The 19,946-nt window shown below is 67.8% G+C and carries 19 protein-coding genes; 10 read left to right on the forward strand and 9 right to left on the reverse strand.

The features are described 5' to 3' along the window. Positions 1-328: 328 nt before the first annotated feature. The 3 genes from G5A46_RS13115 to G5A46_RS13125 all read left to right on the forward strand — a co-directional run bounded on the left by G5A46_RS13115 (position 329) and on the right by G5A46_RS13125 (position 3,785). Complete coding sequence (locus G5A46_RS13115; RefSeq protein WP_163850021.1) at positions 329-1,687, forward strand: BamA/TamA family outer membrane protein; 1,359 nt, start codon at positions 329-331, stop codon at positions 1,685-1,687. Positions 1,688-1,698: 11 nt separating this feature from the next. Then, entirely contained in the window at positions 1,699-2,499 is an 801-nt protein-coding gene (locus G5A46_RS13120; RefSeq protein ID WP_163850022.1) for a tetratricopeptide repeat protein, read from the forward strand. A 119-nt stretch (positions 2,500-2,618) separates the two neighbouring features. Continuing rightward, positions 2,619-3,785: a UDP-N-acetylglucosamine-peptide N-acetylglucosaminyltransferase gene (locus G5A46_RS13125; protein ID WP_163850023.1), complete on the forward strand. Its 1,167-nt coding sequence runs from the start codon at positions 2,619-2,621 to the stop codon at positions 3,783-3,785. A gap of 38 nt (positions 3,786-3,823) precedes the next feature. Here G5A46_RS13125 and G5A46_RS13130 read toward each other — a convergent pair whose 3' ends face one another. The 4 genes from G5A46_RS13130 to G5A46_RS13145 all read right to left on the reverse strand — a co-directional run bounded on the left by G5A46_RS13130 (position 3,824) and on the right by G5A46_RS13145 (position 6,773). Beyond that, entirely contained in the window at positions 3,824-4,369 is a 546-nt protein-coding gene (locus G5A46_RS13130) for a biotin transporter BioY (RefSeq protein WP_163850024.1), read from the reverse strand. Beyond that, positions 4,359-5,003: an energy-coupling factor transporter transmembrane component T family protein gene (locus G5A46_RS13135; RefSeq protein WP_163850025.1), complete on the reverse strand. Its 645-nt coding sequence runs from the start codon at positions 5,001-5,003 to the stop codon at positions 4,359-4,361. The genes G5A46_RS13130 and G5A46_RS13135 overlap by 11 nt, the downstream gene beginning before the upstream one ends. After that, positions 4,997-5,710 (reverse strand): energy-coupling factor ABC transporter ATP-binding protein, encoded by a 714-nt coding sequence (locus G5A46_RS13140; RefSeq protein WP_163850026.1) that lies wholly within the window; start codon positions 5,708-5,710, stop codon positions 4,997-4,999. Before G5A46_RS13140 ends, G5A46_RS13135 begins: the two co-directional genes overlap by 7 nt. A 64-nt stretch (positions 5,711-5,774) precedes the next feature. Further along, positions 5,775-6,773, reverse strand: a complete 999-nt coding sequence (locus G5A46_RS13145) for a YeiH family protein (protein WP_163850027.1) — start codon at positions 6,771-6,773, stop codon at positions 5,775-5,777. Positions 6,774-6,895: 122 nt separating this feature from the next. Between G5A46_RS13145 and G5A46_RS13150 the strand changes: the two genes are divergently transcribed. Together G5A46_RS13150 and G5A46_RS13155 are read left to right on the forward strand one after the other, a co-directional pair. After that, positions 6,896-7,810 carry a LysR family transcriptional regulator gene (locus tag G5A46_RS13150; protein WP_163850028.1) on the forward strand — a complete coding sequence of 305 codons (915 nt, stop codon included), beginning with the start codon at positions 6,896-6,898 and terminating at the stop codon, positions 7,808-7,810. Positions 7,811-8,424: 614 nt separating this feature from the next. Next, positions 8,425-9,639 carry an MFS transporter gene (locus G5A46_RS13155; protein WP_163850029.1) on the forward strand — a complete coding sequence of 405 codons (1,215 nt, stop codon included), beginning with the start codon at positions 8,425-8,427 and terminating at the stop codon, positions 9,637-9,639. A 434-nt stretch (positions 9,640-10,073) separates the two neighbouring features. Here G5A46_RS13155 and G5A46_RS13160 read toward each other — a convergent pair whose 3' ends face one another. Continuing rightward, positions 10,074-10,571: a lytic transglycosylase domain-containing protein gene (locus tag G5A46_RS13160; protein WP_163850030.1), complete on the reverse strand. Its 498-nt coding sequence runs from the start codon at positions 10,569-10,571 to the stop codon at positions 10,074-10,076. 200 nt (positions 10,572-10,771) lie between these two features. Then, entirely contained in the window at positions 10,772-12,904 is a 2,133-nt protein-coding gene (locus G5A46_RS13165) for a TonB-dependent siderophore receptor (protein ID WP_239520898.1), read from the reverse strand. Positions 12,905-13,320: 416 nt separating this feature from the next. Between G5A46_RS13165 and G5A46_RS13170 the strand changes: the two genes are divergently transcribed. From G5A46_RS13170 to G5A46_RS13185, 4 genes are read left to right on the forward strand one after another with little or no spacing between them, the layout of a single operon-like run. Then, a complete protein-coding gene (locus G5A46_RS13170) occupies positions 13,321-14,328 on the forward strand; it encodes an iron-siderophore ABC transporter substrate-binding protein (protein WP_163850031.1) in 1,008 nt (335 codons plus the stop codon). Further along, positions 14,318-15,379 carry a FecCD family ABC transporter permease gene (locus tag G5A46_RS13175; RefSeq protein WP_163850032.1) on the forward strand — a complete coding sequence of 354 codons (1,062 nt, stop codon included), beginning with the start codon at positions 14,318-14,320 and terminating at the stop codon, positions 15,377-15,379. The genes G5A46_RS13170 and G5A46_RS13175 overlap by 11 nt, the downstream gene beginning before the upstream one ends. A 23-nt stretch (positions 15,380-15,402) precedes the next feature. Further along, positions 15,403-16,440 carry a FecCD family ABC transporter permease gene (locus G5A46_RS13180; RefSeq protein WP_163851124.1) on the forward strand — a complete coding sequence of 346 codons (1,038 nt, stop codon included), beginning with the start codon at positions 15,403-15,405 and terminating at the stop codon, positions 16,438-16,440. Further along, positions 16,437-17,234 (forward strand): ABC transporter ATP-binding protein, encoded by a 798-nt coding sequence (locus G5A46_RS13185; protein ID WP_163850033.1) that lies wholly within the window; start codon positions 16,437-16,439, stop codon positions 17,232-17,234. Before G5A46_RS13180 ends, G5A46_RS13185 begins: the two co-directional genes overlap by 4 nt. Before the next feature lie 18 nt (positions 17,235-17,252). Here G5A46_RS13185 and gpt read toward each other — a convergent pair whose 3' ends face one another. The 3 genes from gpt to fabI are packed head-to-tail and all read right to left on the reverse strand — an operon-like array spanning position 17,253 to position 19,234. Beyond that, on the reverse strand, positions 17,253-17,759 hold the full coding sequence (gpt, locus tag G5A46_RS13190) for a xanthine phosphoribosyltransferase (RefSeq protein WP_163850034.1): 507 nt from the start codon (positions 17,757-17,759) through the stop codon (positions 17,253-17,255). A 10-nt stretch (positions 17,760-17,769) separates the two neighbouring features. Beyond that, positions 17,770-18,384: a LysE family translocator gene (locus tag G5A46_RS13195; protein ID WP_163850035.1), complete on the reverse strand. Its 615-nt coding sequence runs from the start codon at positions 18,382-18,384 to the stop codon at positions 17,770-17,772. Between the two features lie 43 nt (positions 18,385-18,427). Continuing rightward, positions 18,428-19,234, reverse strand: coding sequence for an enoyl-ACP reductase FabI (gene fabI / locus G5A46_RS13200; protein ID WP_163850036.1), 807 nt, complete (start codon positions 19,232-19,234; stop codon positions 18,428-18,430). A 100-nt stretch (positions 19,235-19,334) separates the two neighbouring features. On the opposite strand from fabI, the gene pdxH reads away from it, so the two are divergent. Continuing rightward, on the forward strand, positions 19,335-19,940 hold the full coding sequence (gene pdxH / locus G5A46_RS13205) for a pyridoxamine 5'-phosphate oxidase (protein WP_163850037.1): 606 nt from the start codon (positions 19,335-19,337) through the stop codon (positions 19,938-19,940). Positions 19,941-19,946 lie beyond the last annotated feature (6 nt).

A 19,946-nucleotide genomic window follows, 5' to 3' on the forward strand; every position in this document is an offset into this window, starting at 1 on the left:
GATGGCAATATGCCCGGGTCGGCCGGATTTCTGTGGCGAACCGGAATTTCGCGGAATGGCGTGGCGATAGAGGCAGGGAAATTTCCGCTGTCCTATTGCGGCGGTTCCGGAATTGGCCGGGGCCGGGCAAGGATATTTGGGGGGTGTGACGCCGGGGCTGCAATACCGGTGCAACACCATGAACGATTGCAAGAACCGGCCGGGCCATTTCCGGCGCCGGGGCATGGGGTGCGACCTGTGCGCCGGTGCCCCTGGCGCGCGCCGGGATCATCATTGGTCCGGGACGCGCGCAGGCGGGTGCCCTGGCCACAACGTCCGGGGGGACACCATGGCTGCATCGCGAATTCAGCGGGCGAAACAGGGCGCGGGCGAAACCCCGTGCCACGGCAACAGCGCGCCGCGCGGCGTCACACGGGGCCATCTGCGCGGCGCGCGGGCCTGGGCCATCGCGGGGGCAGGCGGCGCCGGGCTGGTGTCCATGACGGTGCTGTCCAGCGCCCAGCCCTATGCCAATGTCGCGGTCAGCGGCAATCAGTTCCTCGCCTCCGACGACATCCTGGCCGTCTGCGAGATCACCCCCCAGGACGATTTCAGCGCCGCCACCCAGGCGGAGATCCGCGCCTGCCTGATGTCCACCGGGCAATTCGCCAACGTCGCCTTTGCGCCCGAGGGCGACACCATGAACGTCGAAGTGGAGGAGCTGAACAGCCGCCCCGGCCGGTTGGAATTCGGCCTGCGCTACGATTCCCAGCAAGCCTTCATGGGAACGTTCTACCTGGAACGGTACAACCTGTTCCCCGGTGTGTTCGGCGCGTTGGAATTGAATTTCTCCAAGGAATACAAGGGTGCGGACCTCAATCTGTTCAAGGCCGACGGGCTTGCGCCGGGCTGGGACATGGGGCTGGACCTGGCCGCGTTCGAGACCGATTTCGGCGATCAGGCGCATGATCACCGTCAAGTCCGGATCGAGCCCTACCTGGCCCGCGATATCGGTCCCGAGGGGCGGCTTGAGTTCGGGCTGGGCTATCGCCGCGACGGTATCCTGGACGTCGATCCCGGTGCCAGCGCCCTGACCCGGGCCGAGGCCGGCACCCGGCAGGCGCCCTATCTTCGGCTGGGCTATACACATCAGACCGCGACGGCGCGCTGGTCGCTGCAACAGCATGTCTTCGGGCTGGGCAGCGACGATGTGGTCAGCCGGACGACACTGTCCTATGATCGCGCGATCGCCCTGCCGGGCGACGGGCTGTCGCTGAACCTGCGGCTGGGCGGCGGACATGTGGCGGCGCTGACCGGCGGGGCGCCACGTATTTCCGACCGTTTCCTGGTCGGCGGCGATCAGCTTCGCGGCTTTGCCCCGCGCGGCGTCGGCCCGCGTGACGGGGCAGAGGCCCTGGGCGGCGAAAGCCACCTGCTGGCCTCCGTCGAGGTGCTCAAGGACATCGGCGACATCTGGGGCACGCCCGCGCGGCTGGGCGGATTCCTTGACACCGGCACTGCCTGGGGCCTGTCAAACAGCCTCTCGGGCGCGGTGGACGACGACCTGTACTGGCGCGCTTCTGTCGGGGTGTCGTTGACGCTGGATATCATGGATGTCCCGCTGTCGGTCTATGTGGCACAGCCGATCCGCAAGCGGGCCGGCGATGATCTGCAGCAATTCGGTCTGTCGATTTCGGCCCGATTCTGAAGGAGATGTCGATGCGGATCAAAGGGTTGATCATTCCGGTTCAGGCGTTGGGGATCCCGGCATTGGCCATTCTGGCGCTGGCGGGCTGTGCCGCCGGGCCACAGGTCATGCCTCAGGGCTCTGCCGCCGAGACGGAGCAGGTGGCCGAGGCGGCGTTTTCCACCGGCTCCGCCGAGGAGGCCGCGCGACTTTTCGAACGGGCAGCGGAACGCGATCCCAACTCGTCCAACGCCTATCTCGGTCTGGGCCGCAGCTACCTGGCCCTGGGCCAGTACAGCCGCGCGGAATTTGCCCTGACCCGTGCCAATGACCTGGCGCCGCGCGATGCCGATATCCTGAACGAGCTGGGCAACCTGCATCTGCGCAGCCTACATCCGGCCCGTGCGCTGCCGTTCTACGATGCTGCGCTGCGCCGGGACCGCCGCCATCTGTCGGCTTTGACCGGCAAGGGCGTGGCGCTGGATTTCCTGTCCGAGCATCCCCGTGCGCAGCAGGTTTATCGCGACGGGCTGCACCATTACCCGACGAATTTCGTGCTGTTGAACAATTACGCATTGTCGCAGGCGCTGTCCGGCCAGATCAACGCCGGGCTGAAGATCATGGAAGAGCTGTTGCGCGACCCGGAACAGGGTGACGACGTGCGCGGCAACATGGCGCTGGCCTACATGCTGGCGGGCCGCGACAACGACGCCCGTGCCATCCTGACCGGCGTGATGAGTGGTGCGGAAATCGACGAGAGATTGCGCCATTACGCCGGGATCGCCGCCGCGCGGAAGGCCGGGCAGCCGGTGGGCTACATGGTGTTCAACTGAACGCCGGCGCCACCTGATCCAGCGGTCCGCCCCCCGCCACAGGCAAGAATCCCGTTCCCAAGGCCTCAATTTTGTGATTGAAATATCAAAAGTATGTATTTCATCGGAAAGTATTGGTCATGGCGACGACCCCTCAGCCAAACACCATCAGCAGTGCGACCTACAAGGAACGGGCCCGCGCGCTGGCGGCGCAGAAGAATCATCGATCCGCCGCCGTCGCCTATGCGTTGGCGGTTAGGTCCGAGCCCCGGGGCGATGCCGGTCTGTTCCTTGCGATCCAGCTGAAAAAGGCTGGCGAGACCGAGATGGCCGCCCGTGCCTACCGGGCCTTTCTGAAAGCACGGCCGGATCATTTCGACGGCTGGACCAGTTTCGGAGTGATGATGAAGGACGCCCAGCTTTTCGAAGATGCCGTGATCGCCTTTCGTCGGGCGCTGGCGATCCGACCGCATGACATTCCGACGCGCAATGCGCTTGTGACTTCGCTCTGGCAGTTGGGCCGGGAAGAGGAGGCGCTGCGCGAGGGCCGCACCAACCTGCAAATGAAGGATCGCAAGGCGCATAACCGTTTCGCCGCCTCCCGGTTCGCGGAACGCGGGCTGGGCGACCGGCAGGTCCGGTTCGATGCAGGCCGCCGGGGGGCGAACATCATCGCCTTCTCGCTTTGGGGCGACAATCCCGCCTACGTGACGGGCGCCATCGTCAATGCGCGGATCGCGCAATATATCTATGTTGGCTGGACGCCCCGGTTCTATTGCGACACCTCCGTGCCCGCCGATGCCCGGGCCGAGCTGGCGCGGCTGGGCGCGCAGGTGGTGCTGCTGGACGATCCCCTGCTGGCCCGGATCCGGCCGATGTGGCGGTTCCTGGTGGCGGACGACCCGGACGTGGATTTCTTTGTCTGCCGGGACGCGGATTCACGGCTGAACGTGCAGGAATTCCTGGCGGTGGATGAATGGGTCCGCTCGGGGAAGCGTTTCCACGTCATGCGTGATCACGTCTACCACATGGAGCTGGTCCTGGCAGGCATGTGGGGCGGCACCGCCGGGGTATTGCCCAGCGTGCAGGATTGGCTTCTGGAGACGCAGGATTACCACGATGATCGCTTTGGCGACCAGGCGTTCCTGATGGACATGGTCTGGCCGCTGATCAAGCCCGACCTGATGACCCATGACAGTTGCTACGGGTTCCCCGACGGGCGCGATTTTCCCGGCGAATACCGGCTGCCCGGCCAGATCCATGTCGGCGGCGCGGTCAAGACCATGCCGCACTGGCAGACCGGGTAGCCGGGACCGGGCGGGGGAGGCCCCGCCAGGCCGGAGGTTCAGTCGCGATAGCTCAGCAGGTGCGGCCGGGCTTTCCAGATCGCCCCGGTAAGGAAGGCGGCGATGGCGGCTTTGACCAGATCACCGGGGATGAACGGCAGGTTCAGCGCGGCGGCCTTGGGGAAAGTCAGGTCCAGCGTCAGCATCATGCCGATGGTGCCGATGGCGTACATGACCACGATCCCGCCCAGCAGGCAGCCGGCAAAGGCCGGGATCTCGGGGCGCGGGCGGGTCCACAATTCACAGACGCAGCCGGTGACAAAGGCCGCGATGGGGAAGGCCACCAGGAACCCGGCCGTGGGCGAGGCAAAGACCCCCAGCCCGCCGCGTCCGCCCGACAGCACCGGCAGGCCGATGGCCACCAGCGCCAGGAACAGCAACACCGCCAGCGCGCCGCGTTTCGATCCCAGCACACAGCCGGCCAGCATGACGCCCAGGCTTTGCGCCGAAATCGGCACGCCGGAAATCAGGGTCAGGGGCGGCACAAGGCCCAGCACGGCGATCAGCGCGGCAAACAGCGCCACGAGCACAAGGTTACGTTCCATCGGCAGGATCCTTTTCGGGAGAGGAAGAAGAAGGCGCGGCCAGCCCGCCACGGGCGGTCAGCGCGTCGGAAACATGATCGGCGTCGTCCAGAACGGACAGCATCAGCGGCGCCAGCAGCCGCACCCCCGGCCGCCGGGGAGACCGGGCGCGCCAGGCCTCGGTCAGGCGGGACTGGCGGTCGATGAAAACGGGGATGAACCGGATGACCATTGCCACCGCCAGCCCCAGGGCGCGGGGCGGCAGGCCCAGCCTGTGCAGGGGGGCGGCCAGCCGTTCGATGATGGCGATCAGGTCTTCCAGCCGCGTGGTCATCGTCACCAGCGTTGCCAGCGCGACCAGCACCAGCACCCGCAGCGCCACCACCAGCCCCTGGTCCAGCCGATCCTGCCACAGGTGAAATCCCAGCACGACCAGCAGCAACAGCGCCAGCGGCCGAAGGCTGCGCAGCAATTGCCGCGCCGCGCCGCCCCCGAGGCTGACCGCCAGCGCCGCCATGCCTGCAAGAAGCCCCGCCAGCACGCGCGCATCGGTCAGCGGAAAGATCACCAGCGTGGCGCCCAGCAGCCCCGCCAGCTTGGCCCCGGCAGGCAGGCGGTGCGCCCAGGTCGGGCGCGGCAGGGTCAGGCTCAGCATCGGGCGTCGGCCTCCCGGCGCATCGCGTCCAGGTATTGCGCGGTGATCTCGCTGGCCGGGCCGTCGCCCGCGATGCGCCCGCCATCCAGCCAGATCACGCGGTCCCAGCCCTCCAGGTTGCGGGGGTCATGGGTGATCAGGACCAGCTGTTGCGCCAGCCCGGCCAGCACCCGGTCCAGATGCCAGCTGGTCGGCAGGTCCAGGCCGGCAAAGGGTTCGTCCAGCAGGATGGTGCGCGGCTCCATCGCCAGTACCGACATCAGGCACAGGTAGCGCCGCTGCCCTTCGGAGAGCGCGGTAACGGGACGGTCGGCCCAGTCGGCACGGTGATGCTCCGCCAGGAGCGTGTGAACCCTGTCACGCGCGGCGGCGCGGCCGTGTCCCTGCTGGATCAGACCAAAGGCGAGTTCTTCGGCCACACTGGGCATGAAGATCTGATGATCGGGGTTCTGGAACAGGATGCCCAGCCGGTCCAGCATCCCGCGCCGGTCGCGCACCGGGTCGATACCGGCGATTCGCACCTGCCCGGTATCGGGTCGTTGCAGCCCGGCCAGGGTGCGCGCCAGCGTCGATTTGCCCGAGCCATTGCGCCCGATGATGCCGATTCGACGTTGGGTCAGGGACAGGGTGATCCCGTCCAGCACCACGCGCCCGCCGCGCGTCACGCGCAGATCCTGCACTTCACATCCCTGGGGATCCGGGGTCATCACGTCGGCCTGTTCCTCGCTCCTTGGGGTGTTAAGCCCGGAACAGGCGCGGGCCGCAAGGGGATCAGAGCCCGAAGAGAAGGATCAGGCTCAACGACGCTGCGGCGATATAGAGACTGCCCAGCGTCGCCAGCAGCGCCGGACGCAGCCCGCGCGCCCGCAACTGGGCGATTCGCGTGTTCAGGCCCATCGCCGCCAGCGCCATGGTCAGCAGCAGATCGGTGGCAGCGCTGGCCGGTGCCAGCAGAGCCTGCGGCAGGTCGATCAGTGAATTCACGCAGACCAGCGCGGCGAATCCGGCCACGAACCACGGGAAGGGCGGGCGGGGTCCGGCCTCGGCCTGGCCGCGCAGCGACAGCACCATGATCAGCGGTGCCAGCAGCATGACGCGGAACAGCTTGGTCACCGTGCCGACTTCGCCCGCCTGATCGGAATGCTGGAAGGCGACGGCAGCGACCTGTGCGACCTCGTGCACCGCCGCGCCCGACCAGATGCCAAAGGCCGTGCCCTCGACCCCGGTCCAGGTGGCGACCATGGGAAAGAGGAACAGCGCCACGGTGCCCAGGACGGTCACGGTGGCGATGGCATAGGTCACGTCTTCCTCGCGGGCACGGGCCACCGCATTGGCCGCGATCACCGCAGAGGCACCGCAGACCGAGGTTCCCGCCGCGATCAACGTGGTCAGCCCGGCATCGACGCCCAGCACCCGGCCCAGCAGGCGGATCACCACGAAGGTACTGCCCAGCACCAGCACCACCAGCGCCAGCGTCGCCAGCCCCAGCCCCTGCACGTCGGCCAGCGTCAGCCGCAAGCCCAGCAGCACGATCCCCAGCCGCAGCAGGGTTTTCTGGCTGAAGGCGACACCGGCGGCGGCGGCGGCCGGTACGCCGGTCAGGTTGCCCAGGGCCAGCCCGGCACAGACCGCGACGATCAGCGGGCTGAGAACCGCCAGGCCGCTGAACCTCTGTACCGCCAGGGCCAGCACCGCCAATCCCAGCGTCAGGGTCAGGCCGGGCAGCAACGGCAATCGAAGAAGCGGGTGGCGGGTGGTCTGGTCGGTCATGGCGGGCCTTTGGTGATGTGTCCCGCAGGAGGTGCCTTGCGCTGCTCATTAAATCAAACGAATATATCTGTTCAATATGTTCGTTATAGGCGAACGAACAACCCGAACCGAAAGGCCCCCCGGTGACATTGGACCAATTGCGCATCTTTCTCGCCGTTGCCGAGATGCAGCACGTCACCCGCGCGGCGCAGCGGCTGAACATGACGCAATCGGCGGTCAGCGCCGCGATCTCCACCCTGGAGGACCGGCATGGCGTCGCCCTGTTCGACCGCGTCGGGCGGCGCATCGCTCTGAACGCCGCCGGGGCGCTGTTCGTTGAGGAGGCCCGCCGCGTGCTGGATGTCGCCCGCCGGGCCGAAGGGGCGCTGGCCGATCTGTCGGGTGTGCCCTCGGGCCGTTTGCGCATTTCGGCCAGTCAGACGGTGGCCAGCTACTGGCTGCCCGCGATCCTGGTTCGCTATGGCGCGCGGTTTCCCAAGGTAGATTTGCAGTTGAGCGCGGGCAACACCGCAACGGTGACCGAGGACGTGCGCGAGGGCCGTGCCGATATCGGTTTTGTCGAAGGGCGGCCACAGCCGGACAAGCTGCTCAAGGATGTGGTGGCGCGCGACCGGCTGGTGCTGATCGTCGGGCCGGATCACCCCTGGTCCGATGGCCGCAATGTGCATCTTCGCGACCTGGCGCAGACCTCCTGGATCATGCGGGAGGCCGGTTCCGGCACCCGCGCCGCCTTCACCGAGGAGCTGGAAAGCCTGGGCTTGTCGCCGTCCGCGCTGTCGGTGACGATGGAATTGCCATCGAACGAGGCCTGTCTGGCGGCGGTTGAGGCCGGGCAGGGCGCCACGGTACTGTCACGTCGCGCTGCGCTGGCCCATCTCGCAGGCGGGCGCCTGCGCGAGGTCCGGTTCCGCCTGGCCCTGCGCCACTTCACCGCCCTGCGCCACCCCGACCGGCATCCTTCGCTGGCATTGCGCGAATTGCTGGCCAACCTCGGCAGCAGCGGCAGCACAGGACCGGCGGAGATGCCGATCTCCTGATCGGCCGTCCCGCAGCCCGGCGCAGCGGCGGCAGCGGCAGGGTCGTCTGGTCTGGCTGCCACTTGCGGCGTGTCGCCGTGGTGAGGAACGCCGGTTGGCCCCCTTTGCGACATTTGTCGCGCCGGTCCGTCGCGGGCAGCTGCGCCTTGCTGTCTACCTTTGCCGATCCTGCCGCCCCGGCTGACCAGGTCAGGAGAAAGGGTTGGCCGGCGGGTCACACCTTCGCGTCAGGCCGCGGTCCGCGCAGTTGGACGCCGGCGGTTGGTTGACCTAGCCGATAGCATTCCTGCGTGTCTCGCGGAGCTTGCTCGGGGCGGGGGTGTCGTATGGCGCGGCGGGGCATGGCAGTTCTGCAACGCCTGCCTTGCGCTGGTGATCGGCTGCCGGGTGGTCTAAGGACATCGGGCGACGAGACGTCAGTGCCGGGGCCAGCCCCAAGCCGGGCCAGCCCCAAACCGGGCCAGTACCGCAATCGATGCCGGTGCCAGCACCGGAGCCCATGCCGAGACCAGGCCCGTATCGCGCGGGGCATCCTGTCCGGCGCGGGCGCAGGAAGCCGGGGCGCTGACCCGTGTCGCGCCGAACCAGCCGTGGCGCCGCCACCAAAGGATCCCATGACCGACCATCCCGCACGCGGGCGCCTGCGCCTGCCGCCGCTGCCTCTTGCCACCTTTTTCGTCGTCGCCGGCACCATGGGGACCCGCCCCACCATTCCGCTGCGCGCGGTGGAGCTGGGCCTGTCCGCGACCGAGGTCGGGATTCTTGTGGCGGTCTTTGCCCTGGTGCCCTTGATCGGGACCATTCCGGCGGGGGGCTGGATGGATCGCAACGGCACCGCCCGCGCACTGCCCTGCGCGGTGCTTCTGACCTCGCTCGGGCTGGCGCTGCCCTGGCTGTTGCACGGCGCTTTGGGGCTTTATGCCTCGCAGCTGGTGACGGGCTGCGGATTTACCATCTACATCCTGGGCGCGCAGAAGACGGCCGGGGCGGCCGGCGATGGCCCACAGGGGCGGGAGAAAGCGATCGCGGTCTTCAGCCTGGCGGTGGCCCTGGGCGCCTTTGCCGGGCCGTTCTTCACCGGGTTCCTGGGCGATCTTGCGGGGCTTGAGGAGGCGCTGGCGCTGGCTGCGTTGCTGGGGCTGGTATCGCTGGTGATCCTGCCGCTGATCCCGGCGCGCCAGACCGCCGGCCGGGCCGACGCCGCGCTTGTGGCTCCACCCGCGCAGCCCGCCGAGGCGCCCGCCGACGCCGGGCGCGACCGCAGGCCGTGGCGGGTGCTGGGCTATCACCGGTACATGGGACGGGCGTTTCTGATCTCGTCCTTCGTGCTGCTGGCCAAGGATTTCTACATGGCCTATTTCCCGCTGCTGGCCCTGGAAAACGGCATGTCGGTGGCGCTGATCGGGGTGATCATCGGCCTGCACAACGGCGGCGGCGTGATCATGCGGGTGTTCCAGCTGCGCCTGGTCGGTACCTTCGGCAAAAGCGCGGTGGTCATCACCTCGATCCTGTTCAGCGGGATCTGCCTGCTGCTGGTGCCTTTCCTGTCGGTGGTCTGGACCCTGACCGCGGTATCCATCGTGATGGGCATGGGGCTGGGCCTGGGGCAGCCGCTGTCGATCTCCACCACCATCAACCTGTCCCCTGACGGCAAAAGCGGCGAGGTCCTGGGCTTTCGCCTGACCTGCAACCGTCTGACCCAATTTGTCACGCCGCTGGGCTTTGGCGGGATCGTCGCGGTGGCGGGGCTGGCGGGGGCGTTCTGGGCCGTGGGGGCGGCGCTGGTGCTGGGCAGCCTGCGCCTGCATATCCCCGATGCGGAGACCTGACTCCCCCTGCCACCCGGGATGGGCGGGGGGTGCGGGACGATGCCGTCGGGCACCACCGGCTGTTCATGCGGCGGAGCGCGGAGGAAAAGGGTTACCTGACGCAACTGTGTCCCCCCGGGGCCGCGCGCGCGGTGGGCGGGTCGCTAGACCGGCCGATCCGCGCCCATGGCCCGCCGCGTCCCAAGGTCGCCCCGAGGCGGACCCGCCACCGGCCCACGCTGACCGGACGCAGCCCGGGACCGGTCCCACGCCGCTGCGCGGCGCACCCAGCCGGTCGGGTCAGCTCGGCCGTGCCGAGGGGCGGGGGCCATGCCTGGGACCGGGGGGCAAGAGGGCGGGGCCGGATCAGGCCCGTTTGGGGGCGGGGGCCGGATCGGGCTGGTTTGGGGGCGGGGGCGTGTCAGGCTCGTTTGGGACCGGTCAGGGCCGGGGGGTCAGTCGCAATTGCGGTTGATTTCCCGGTGCAGAAGGTTGGTCTCCACCAGCATGCAGCGGTCGCGGGCCTCGTAATAATAGCCGCGCGCATACCATTTCACGGCTGTGGTCTCGTCTCCATCGGACAGGAGCCAGGCGCCACGCAGATATTTCACGGCCCATTTCAGATTGGTCTCCGCATCCAGCAGATCCCCGGCCTGCCCCTGAAACCCCATGCCGCGCGCGGTGGCGGGCAGGATCTGCATCAACCCGTAATAGGGGCCGTTGCGGGCCTGGGGGCGGTAGTCGCTTTCACGTTGGATGACACGGTGGACCAGGGTGCGGGGTACCTCGTATTCGTCGGCGTAGCGGTTCACCAGCACTCGCAGATCCTGCGTCTCGCCGGGGAAAAGCGGCAGGCGGCGGGTTACCTCGACCTCGGGTTCCGGGGCCGCACAGGCCGCCATCGCCAGGCTGGCCGCCAGGGCCAGGACCACGCGTCGCGCCGTCATCGTCATGCTGGTTGATCCTTGTCCCGTGCATCTCATGCGCGCGATTGGCGCCAGAACGGGGGGGCTGGGCAAGGGTCGCGTGGCGGATGCGCGAAAACCCGCGAACACCGGCGGCCCGCAGGCGGGAATCGGCCGGTGCGCAGGCCGCGCGGCCGGCCTGATCCGTCTGGTTCCCCGCCGCCGCCAGCGCGGCAGCGGGGTGTGGTTCAGAAGCTGTGGCGCAACGTGGCCGAGATGGTGCGGCCGGGGCTGTACCAATCCGCGCCAAAACCGCCGTAGGCGACATGCTTGTCATCGAACAGGTTCGACACGTTCACCGCCAGTTCGGTATTGTCCCAGGGGTGATAGCTGAACGCGGCATCGTAGACGATGTTGCTGCCGGTGGAGGCAGTGTTGGCATCGTTGAAGAAATACGATCCGGTGAAGCGCGCGCCCAGGCCAAAGGTCATGTCGCCGCGCGTGCCGGTGCCCTTCAGCGTGTAGTCCACCCAGACGGAGGCCATGTGTTCGGGCACATAGGCCAGGTTGTTGCCCTCGTTTCCGGAGGTGCCGTTCTCCACGATCTCCGAATCCAGGTAGCTGTAGGCAGCGGTCAGGGCGATGGCTTCGCTCAGCTCTGCCTTGGCTTCGAGGTCCAGACCGCGCACCCGGACCTTGCCGATCGTGTCCTGCAACCCGGTGGCGGGATTGGTCCGCGTCAGGTTGGTGCGCGACAGGTCGAACAGGGAGGCGGAGAACAGCGCCCGTCCGTTCGCGGGCCGGTACTTGAAGCCCAGCTCGTATTGTTCGCCCCGCTCCGGCTCTACCGTCAGCCCGGCGGGCACGACAGATTCGGCATAGCTGGCGAAGATCGCGGAATTCCGCGTCAGCTTGTAGGTCAGGCCGGCGCTGCCCGTCAGCTCGTCAAAGGTGCCGGAGGTGGTCGTGTTGGTCAGGTTGTTGGTCTGCGACAGCTCAAGGTGGTCGTGGCGCAGGCCGATATTGGCGATCACGCGGTCGCCGAAATCGAACTCCTGGTTGATGAAGACGGCGGTGGTGCGGTTGAACGTGTCGGTGTCGTTATAGGGGCTGGTCGCCTGGTTGGTGGAGATGCCGGAATAGACCGGGTTGGCGTAGTCGATGTTCGACACGCCGACCCACCACAGCGCCGAGGTGCTGTCCTCTTCAAGGTATTCCAGGCCGAACCGGGTGTGGCTGCCAACGGCGCCCAGGTTGGTGCGGTAATCCAGCACGACGTTCCCCGCCAGCTTGGTGCCGCTTTCGTCATTGGTGAACTGGGCGCGGGTCAGATCCGTGCCGCCGGCCGAACCGGAAACGTAGACATAGCCGAAATCGGCGTGTTCCTCGCTGTAACGCAGGGTGGAGCTGAGGCTGAGGCCGGTGCCGAAATCATGGCTCAGCAGCGCGGTGTAGGTCGACCGCTCGGTGCCGCGATAATTATAGTCGGGTTCGCCGAAAAAGGCGCTGCGCGGGGTGTCCACACCGACCGGGTAGCCGCCGGATCCGGGTACGTTGTCCTGGTTCAGATGCTCGGCGACGAAAGTCAGTTCCGTCTGTGCGGTGGGCCGCCAGGTCAGGCCGCCTTGCAGGAACAGCTCGTCATCGCGGGAGGCGCCGTAATCCTTTTCCGCGTCCTGGACCTTGCCGGTCAGGCGATAGGACAGGCTGGCGTCTTCGTTCAGATCGTCACCGAAGTCGAACCCGATTTCGGCGTGGTTGTTGTTGCCCAGCGTGGTGTAGACCTCCGCATGGCGGCCCAGCTTGGGGCGGCGGGTGGTGTAGTTGACCGCCCCTCCCGGATCGGAGGCCCCAAGCGCGGCGGCGCTGGCGCCCTTGACGACTTCCACCCGCTCGAAGGCCAGGGGCTCTTCGCGGGCGGCGCCGAAGGTCGCGCCGACGGACAGGCCGTCGCGATAGGCATAGGCATCGAAGCCACGCACCTTGAAATAGTCGAACCGGTCGTCGGAGCCGTAGAAATTCGTCTGCACGCCGGAGGTATATTGCAGCACTTCCTCCATGTTGGAGGCATTGCGCCGCTTGATCTCCGCCTCGGTGATCACCGAGACGCTTGCCGCCACATCCAGCAGGTCGCCGGTCAGCTTGCCGCCGCCGGACGCCTGCTCCGCGACGATGGAGCCGTCGGCTGCGGTCTGTGTCTCGTCGGATTGCACGGTAATGGGCGACAGGGCAACCGGATCGGCGGCCTGCTGGGCGATGGCGGCCGGGGTCAGCGCGACCAGCGCGGTGCCGCCCAGCAGAAGCGCGGTCCACCGCTGAGCACGGGAGGCGGTGAAAACAGGGGAGAATTCGGACATCTTTGTCTTTCGTCTGGTTTGCATGATGGGGGCCCCCTGGCTGCTGCCGGTCGCCCGAGACGGGGCCGGCAGGTCGCTTGAACGGCACTGGCGCGGAAGGGTGCAGCGCGGACCGGATGGCGGGAACAAGGCGTGGGTCGCACCGGGCCGCGGGGAAGCCGGGTGCGTGATCCCGCGCATCGTCCCTGCGTGGACGGCGGGGAGACACTGCAAATCGCGTCGCGGGCATGCTAACGGCGCGCAGGGGCGGGGTATTGTACAATCCTGCGGTGAATTGTTCCGGACTGCGGGAATGTCACCCGGCGGGGTTGAACTCCGCCCCCCGCGCGCGCGAAGAGACGGGTCAAGGAACCGGCCCAGGGGTCGTGCCGCCCACGGGCCGCACCGGCCACCCAGACACGCCCGACCATCCCACCGATCTTTTCCGCAGGAGAGCGAGAATGCACAGACGGACGATGATGTTGCGCGCGGGTGCCGCGCTGGCGCTGACGGGTCTTACACCCCTTGGCCTGGTGACAGGCGCCGCCCCGGCGCGGGCCGATACCGATTGGCCGATCCGCATCGACCATGCCTTCGGCACAACGGTGATCCCGGCCAGGCCGCAGCGCGTGGCGACCGTGAACTGGGCCAATCACGAGGTGCCGCTGGCCTTGGGCGTGGTGCCTGTGGGCTTTGCCCGCGCTGGCTGGGGGGATACGGATGGCGACGGGCTGATGCCCTGGGTTGCAGCCCGTCTGAAGGAGCTGGGCGCCGAGACCCCGCGCCTCTACGACGAGGGGGATGGCATTGATTTCGAAGGTGTCGCCGCTTCGGCGCCGGATGTGATCCTGGCCGCCTATTCGGGCATCGGTCAGCGCGATTACGACACGCTCAGCCAGATCGCGCCGGTGGTGGTCTATCGCGACGGGCCCTGGGTCTCTGACTGGCGGGAGACGATCCGCCTGAATTCCCTGGGGATGGGGATGGCGGAGGAAGGCGAGGCGCTGATCGCGCAGCTGGACGCGCGCATCGCGCAGACCGCCGCCGCCCATCCCGAATTCGCCGGCGAAAAGGTCATGCTGATGGCCCATTCGGCGGCGGATCTGTCGACCATCGGGTTCTATTCCGCCAACGATCCCCGGCTGGAATTCCTGCAAAGCCTTGGCCTGGACCTGGCGCAGGCGGTGGAGGCGACGCGCGACAACGGCCAGTTCTACGGCAGCATCAGCGCCGAGAATATCGACATGTTCTCCGACGTGACCCTGCTTATCACCTATGGCGGCCCGGCCGTGGAGGCGGCATTGCAGGCCAACCCGCTGACCGCGCAGGTGCCCGCCGTGGCCAATGGCGCGATTGCCAAGTTGCAGGCATCGGACCTGGGGGTGGCGGCCAATCCGACGCCGTTGTCCCTGCCGTCGATGATCGACGCATATGCCGATCTCCTGTCGCGGACGCTGAATGGCGAATAGGCCGGGCACAGCCTGGGGTTCCGCCGCGGCGGGGCCGGAGAGCCGGGGCAGGCGGCGCCGGCGCGGACGCGGCCCCTGGGTCGCGGGGCTGGCCCTTGTCGTGCTGGCGGCGGCCTGTGCGCTGTCGGTGATCCATGGCGCGCGGGTGGTCGGCTGGGACGATATCGCCGCCGGCCTGTCCGGGCAGATCGACAGCGTCGCGCAGGCGGCGGTGGCGCAGCGCCTGCCCCGGACCGTGCTGGGCATTCTGGCCGGGGCGGCGCTGGCCGTGTCGGGCGCGGTGATGCAGGGGGTCACCCGCAATCCGCTGGCCGACCCCGGCATCCTGGGTGTGAATGCGGGGGCCTCGCTGGCCGTGGTCATCGGCATCGCCTGGTTTTCGGTCGAGGCGGCGCAAAGCTTCATCTGGCTGGGCATCGGCGGCGCCGGGCTGGCGGCGGTCTTTGTCTATGCGGTCGGCACGCTGGGGCCGGGCGGGGCCAGCCCGCTGAAACTGGCGCTGGCGGGCGCGGCGACGGCGATTGCGCTGTCTTCGGTCACCATGGCGATCGTGCTGCCGCGTCAGGACATCGCGGAGGCGGTGCAGGCCTGGCATATCGGTGGCATCGGCGGCGCCACCTGGCCCACGCTGCGGCTGGTCGCGCCCTATCTGCTGGCCGGGTTCGCCGGGGCGCTGCTGCTGGGCGGGCGGCTGAACGCGCTGGCCCTGGGGGACGAACTGGCCGCCGGGCTGGGCGAGCGCGTCGCCTGGGCGCGGGCGGGCGCGGCGCTGGTGGCGGTGACGCTGGCGGGGGCCACCACGGCGATCTGCGGGCCGATCGCCTTTGTCGGGCTGGTGGTGCCGCATGTCTGCCGCCTGCTGGGTGGGGTGGATCATCGTCGCCTGCTGCCGCTGTCGGCCGCCACCGGTGCGGCCTTCCTGCTGGTGTCGGACGTGCTGGGCCGGATCATCGCCCGTCCGACAGAGGCACAGGTGGGCATCGTCACCGCGTTGGTCGGGGCACCGTTTTTCATCTGGGTGGTGCGCCGCCAGAAGGTGCGTAACCTGTGACCGACGCGCCCGATACATCCCCCATGCCCCGGCCCGCGCTGATACCGCGCCTGGCCGCCCTGCGCCGCCGCCGCCGCCGTGGTCACCTGTGGCGCTGCGCGCTGCTGGCGGCGCTGCTGCTGGCCGCCTTCGTGTCAAGCCTGATGGTCGGGCAAAGCTATGTGCCGCCAGCCACGCTGCTGCGCATCCTGGCCGGTCAGGACGTGCCCGGCGCCGGCTTCATCGTCGAGACGCTGCGCCTGCCGCGTGCCACGCTGGCCGTGCTGACCGGCGCATCCTTCGGCATGGCCGGGGCAGCGTTCCAGACCCTGCTGCGCAACCCGCTGGCCAGCCCCGATATCGTGGGCATTACCGCGGGCGCCAGCACCGGCGCCGTCTTCGGGATCATCGTGCTGGGGCTGCGCGGCACCGACGTGTCGCTGTTGGCTGTCAGCTTCGGCCTGCTGGTGGCGCTGGCGATCTACGGGTTGGCGTGGAAAAACGGCGTTTCGGGGGTGCGGCTGATCCTGATCGGCATCGGCATCTCCGCGATGTTGCAAAGCGGCACGAATTACCTGTTGAGCCGGGCGCTGGCCTGGGACTTGCAGGAGGCGTTCCGCTGGCTGACCGGATCGTTGAACGGCGCGGCCTGGTCGCAGATCCTGCCCGTCGCGGCGGCGGCGGCGATCTGCATGCCGTTGCTGCTGGGCCAATCGCGCAACCTTGCCACGCTGCGGCTGGGCGAGGAACTGGCGGTATCTCTGGGCATCCGCACCGGGTGGGCGCGGCTGGTGGTGGTGCTGGCGGCGGTGGGGCTGGTGTCCTTTGCCACGGCGGCGACCGGACCGATTTCCTTCGTGGCCTTTCTGGCCGGGCCGATCGCGGCGCGGATCACAGGGCCGGGCGGAGGCATCCTGATCCCCGCCGCGCTGACCGGCGCGCTGCTGGTTCTGGGCGCGGATTTCATTGGCCAGAACGCCTTTTCCAGCCGCTATCCGGTGGGGGTGGTGACCGGCGTTCTGGGCGCGCCTTACCTGATCTACCTCATCACCCGAAGCAATCGCGGAAAGGGCCGGGCATGACCCAAGCGCATCTTCTGAAAACCTCCGGGCTGGATGCCGGATATGCCGAGGCCTCGGTGATTGCCGGTCTGAACCTGACGCTGGCGCCGGGGCAGATCACCGCAATCGTCGGGCCCAACGGTTGCGGCAAATCCACCTGCCTGAAATCGCTGGCCCGGCTGCTGAAACCGCGCAGGGGCCAGGTGCTGCTGGACGGCAAGGCGATCCACCGCCTGCCGACCCGCGCGCTGGCGCAGGTTTTGGGGCTGCTGCCGCAGTCGCCGCTGGCGCCCGAAGGGATCACCGTGGCCGATCTGGTGGGTCGGGGCCGGACGCCGCATCACGGCATGATGGGCCGCTGGGGCGCCGCCGACGATGCCGCCGTCGCCCGCGCGCTGGAGGCCAGCGACCTGGCCGATCTGGCTGACCGTGCGGTGGATGAGCTGTCAGGCGGTCAGCGGCAGCGGTGCTGGATCGCCATGGCCCTGGCGCAGGAGCCGGAGATCCTGTTGCTGGACGAGCCGACGACCTACCTGGACATCGTGCATCAGCTGGATGTGCTGGACCTGTTGCAGCAGCTTAACCGCCGGGAAGGCACCACCATGGCGCTGGTGCTGCATGATCTGAACATGGCTGCGCGGTATGCCGATCGGATCGTGGCGATGGCTGGCGGGCAGGTGATCGTCGAGGGCACGCCTGAACAGGTCATCACCCCCGACAACCTGCGCGTCGTCTTCGGGCTGGAGGCGCAGGTGCTGCCCGATCCGGTCAGCGGGCGGCCGCTGTTGATCCCCGTGGGGCGCGCTGGCGGCTGACCCGCCCGCGCCGCCGGATCAATCCTTGCCCCGGTAGGGTTCGACGTATTGCAGCGCCATGTCCCAGGGGAAGAAGATCCAGGTGTCCTGGCTGACTTCGGTGATGAAGGTGTCCACCATCGGGTTGCCTTTGGGCTTGGCATAGACCGTGGCGAAATGGGCGTGGGGGTAGAGGTCGCGCACCAGTTCCAGCGTGCGCCCGGTATCGACCAGATCGTCCACCACCAGAATGCCGGTGCCGTCGCCCATCATCTCCCGATCGGGGGATTTCAGCACCTTGGCGGCATCCTGCGACTGGTGGTCGTAGCTCTTGACGCTGATCGTGTCGACGGTGCGGATGTCCAGCTCCCGCGCGACGATCATCGCCGGCGCCATGCCACCCCGGGTGATCGCGACCACAGCGCGCCAGGCGCCGTTGTCCGGGCCCTTGCCGTCCAGCCGCCAGGCCAGGGCCCTTGCGTCACGGTGAAGCTGGTCCCAGCTGACGTGGAACCCCTTTTCGTGGGGAAGACGGTTGTCGGTCATGGTCTCTCTCTCATCCGAAGGCAATCTTGAGGCCGAACAGGGCCAGCAGGGTTCCGAAGGCGCGGTCGATCCAGGATTTGAGCCGGATATAGAGTGCGCGCGCGCGAGGCAAGGAAAACACCCGTGCCACCACGATATACCACAGTGTTTCATTCGCGAAGATCGCGGCGATCAACGCCACCAGCACCGGCAGGGACGTCCCCGCCGGCACCAGCCCCACGAAGACCGCGCCGAAGAAGACCGCCGGTTTGGGGTTGGTGGCGAAGGTCAGAAAGCCGAAGCGCATCGCCCGGCCAAAGCTCATCCGGTCCAGGGCGCCGGTTTCCATGTCCAGCGGTTCGGGCGCATGGCGCCACATCTGCCAACCGATCCAGATCAGGAATATCCCGCCCAGCAGCTTCATCGCGGTAAAGAGTTGCGGCACCAGTTCGAACAGCAGTGCCAGCCCGGCCAGCGCCGCCCCGGCCCAGAGCATTGCGCCCAGCCCGAAGCCAAGCGCCAGCCCCACGGCCGTTCCGAAGCCGCGCGTCACGGCGACGCGGACGCAGACCACGAAGGACGGGCCAGGCGACATGGCGGCCAGCAGGTGGATCATCACCACGGAGAGATAGGCGGCAAACGTCATCGGCGCAGGACAGGGCGCGCGCGACCGAGGCCGCGCGGGTGCCTCAGCTCTTGTCGATATCGGGGGCGTCGACGGCCTTCATGCCGACGACGTGATAGCCGCTGTCGACATGCAGGTTCTCCCCCGTCACGCCCGAGGCGAGATCGGACAGCAGGTAAAGTGCCGATTTGCCCACATCGTCGATCGTCACGTTGCGTCGCAGAGGGGAGTTCAGCTCGTTCCACTTCAGGATATAGCGGAAATCGCCGATACCCGATGCGGCCAGCGTCTTGATCGGGCCGGCGGAGATGGCGTTGACCCGGATGCCGTCCTTGCCCAGGTCTTCGGCCAGGTACTTGACCGATGCCTCCAGTGCGGCCTTGGCCACGCCCATCACGTTGTAATGCGGCATCACCTGTTCGGCGCCGTAATAGGTCAGCGTCAGCATCGACCCGCCGGGGCCCATGATCTTTTCCGCGCGCTGCGCCACGGCGGTAAAGGAATAGACGGAGATGTCCATCGTGTTGCGGAAGTTGTCGCGGCTGGTGTCCACGTAGCGACCGCGCAGTTCCGACTTGTCGGAAAAGCCGATGGCATGCACGATGAAGTCGATCCGACCCCATTCCGCTTCGATCGCGGAAAAGGCCGCGTCGATCGACGCTTCGTCCCCGACGTTGCAATCATACAGCTTCGTCACGCCCAGCTGGTCGGCCAACGGCACCACGCGCTTCTTGAACTGGTCCCCCATGTAGGTAAAGGCCAGCTCCGCCCCCGCGTCGGACAACGCCCTGGCGATGCCCCAGGCGATGGACTTGTCGTTGGCCAGACCCATGATCAGGCCCCGTTTTCCCGCCATCAGCGCGTTTGACATCCTGCGTTCTCCGCCTATCAACATCTTGTTAGTTTCCTTTAGGCGATCGCTCTGATCGCTTCAAGTCTGGCACCCCGCGTGCCGCAACGGGAGAGACGAAATGACGGACAGGACTGGTATTTTTGCCGGTGACGACCCTTTTGCCATTGCCCGCGCCTGGCTGGCCGATGCGCAACAGAGCGAGCCCAACGACGCCAATGCCATCGCCCTGTCCACCGTGGATGCCGACGGGATGCCCAATGCGCGCATGGTCCTGCTCAAGGAGATCGAGGCGGGGGCCTTTGTCTTCTATACCAACTACGGCAGCGTGAAGGCGCGGGAGATCACCGCCACCGGCAAGGCGGCGTTTGTCATGCATTGGAAATCCCTGCGCCGCCAGGTGCGGGTACGGGGCGACGTCACGCGGGAGGAGGGGGCGCAGGCGGACGATTATTATGCCTCGCGGTCGTTGAAGTCGCGGTTGGGGGCCTGGGCGTCCGATCAGTCGCAGCCTTTGTCCTCGCGCGCCGCGCTGATGGCCAAGGTCGCGGCGGTCACGGCGAAACAGGGAGCGAATCCCGGCAGGCCGCCGTTCTGGGGCGGATTTCGCATCATCCCGCGCGAGATAGAATTCTGGGCGGATGGCGCCTATCGGCTGCACGATCGGTTCCGATGGACGCGACTTGACGTCGGCGCGCCGTGGCAAATCACGCGACTCAACCCATGAACCTGC

Origin of the sequence: Pseudooceanicola aestuarii (assembly GCF_010614805.1) — a bacterium.
Classification (GTDB): Bacteria; Pseudomonadota; Alphaproteobacteria; order Rhodobacterales; family Rhodobacteraceae; genus Pseudooceanicola; species Pseudooceanicola aestuarii.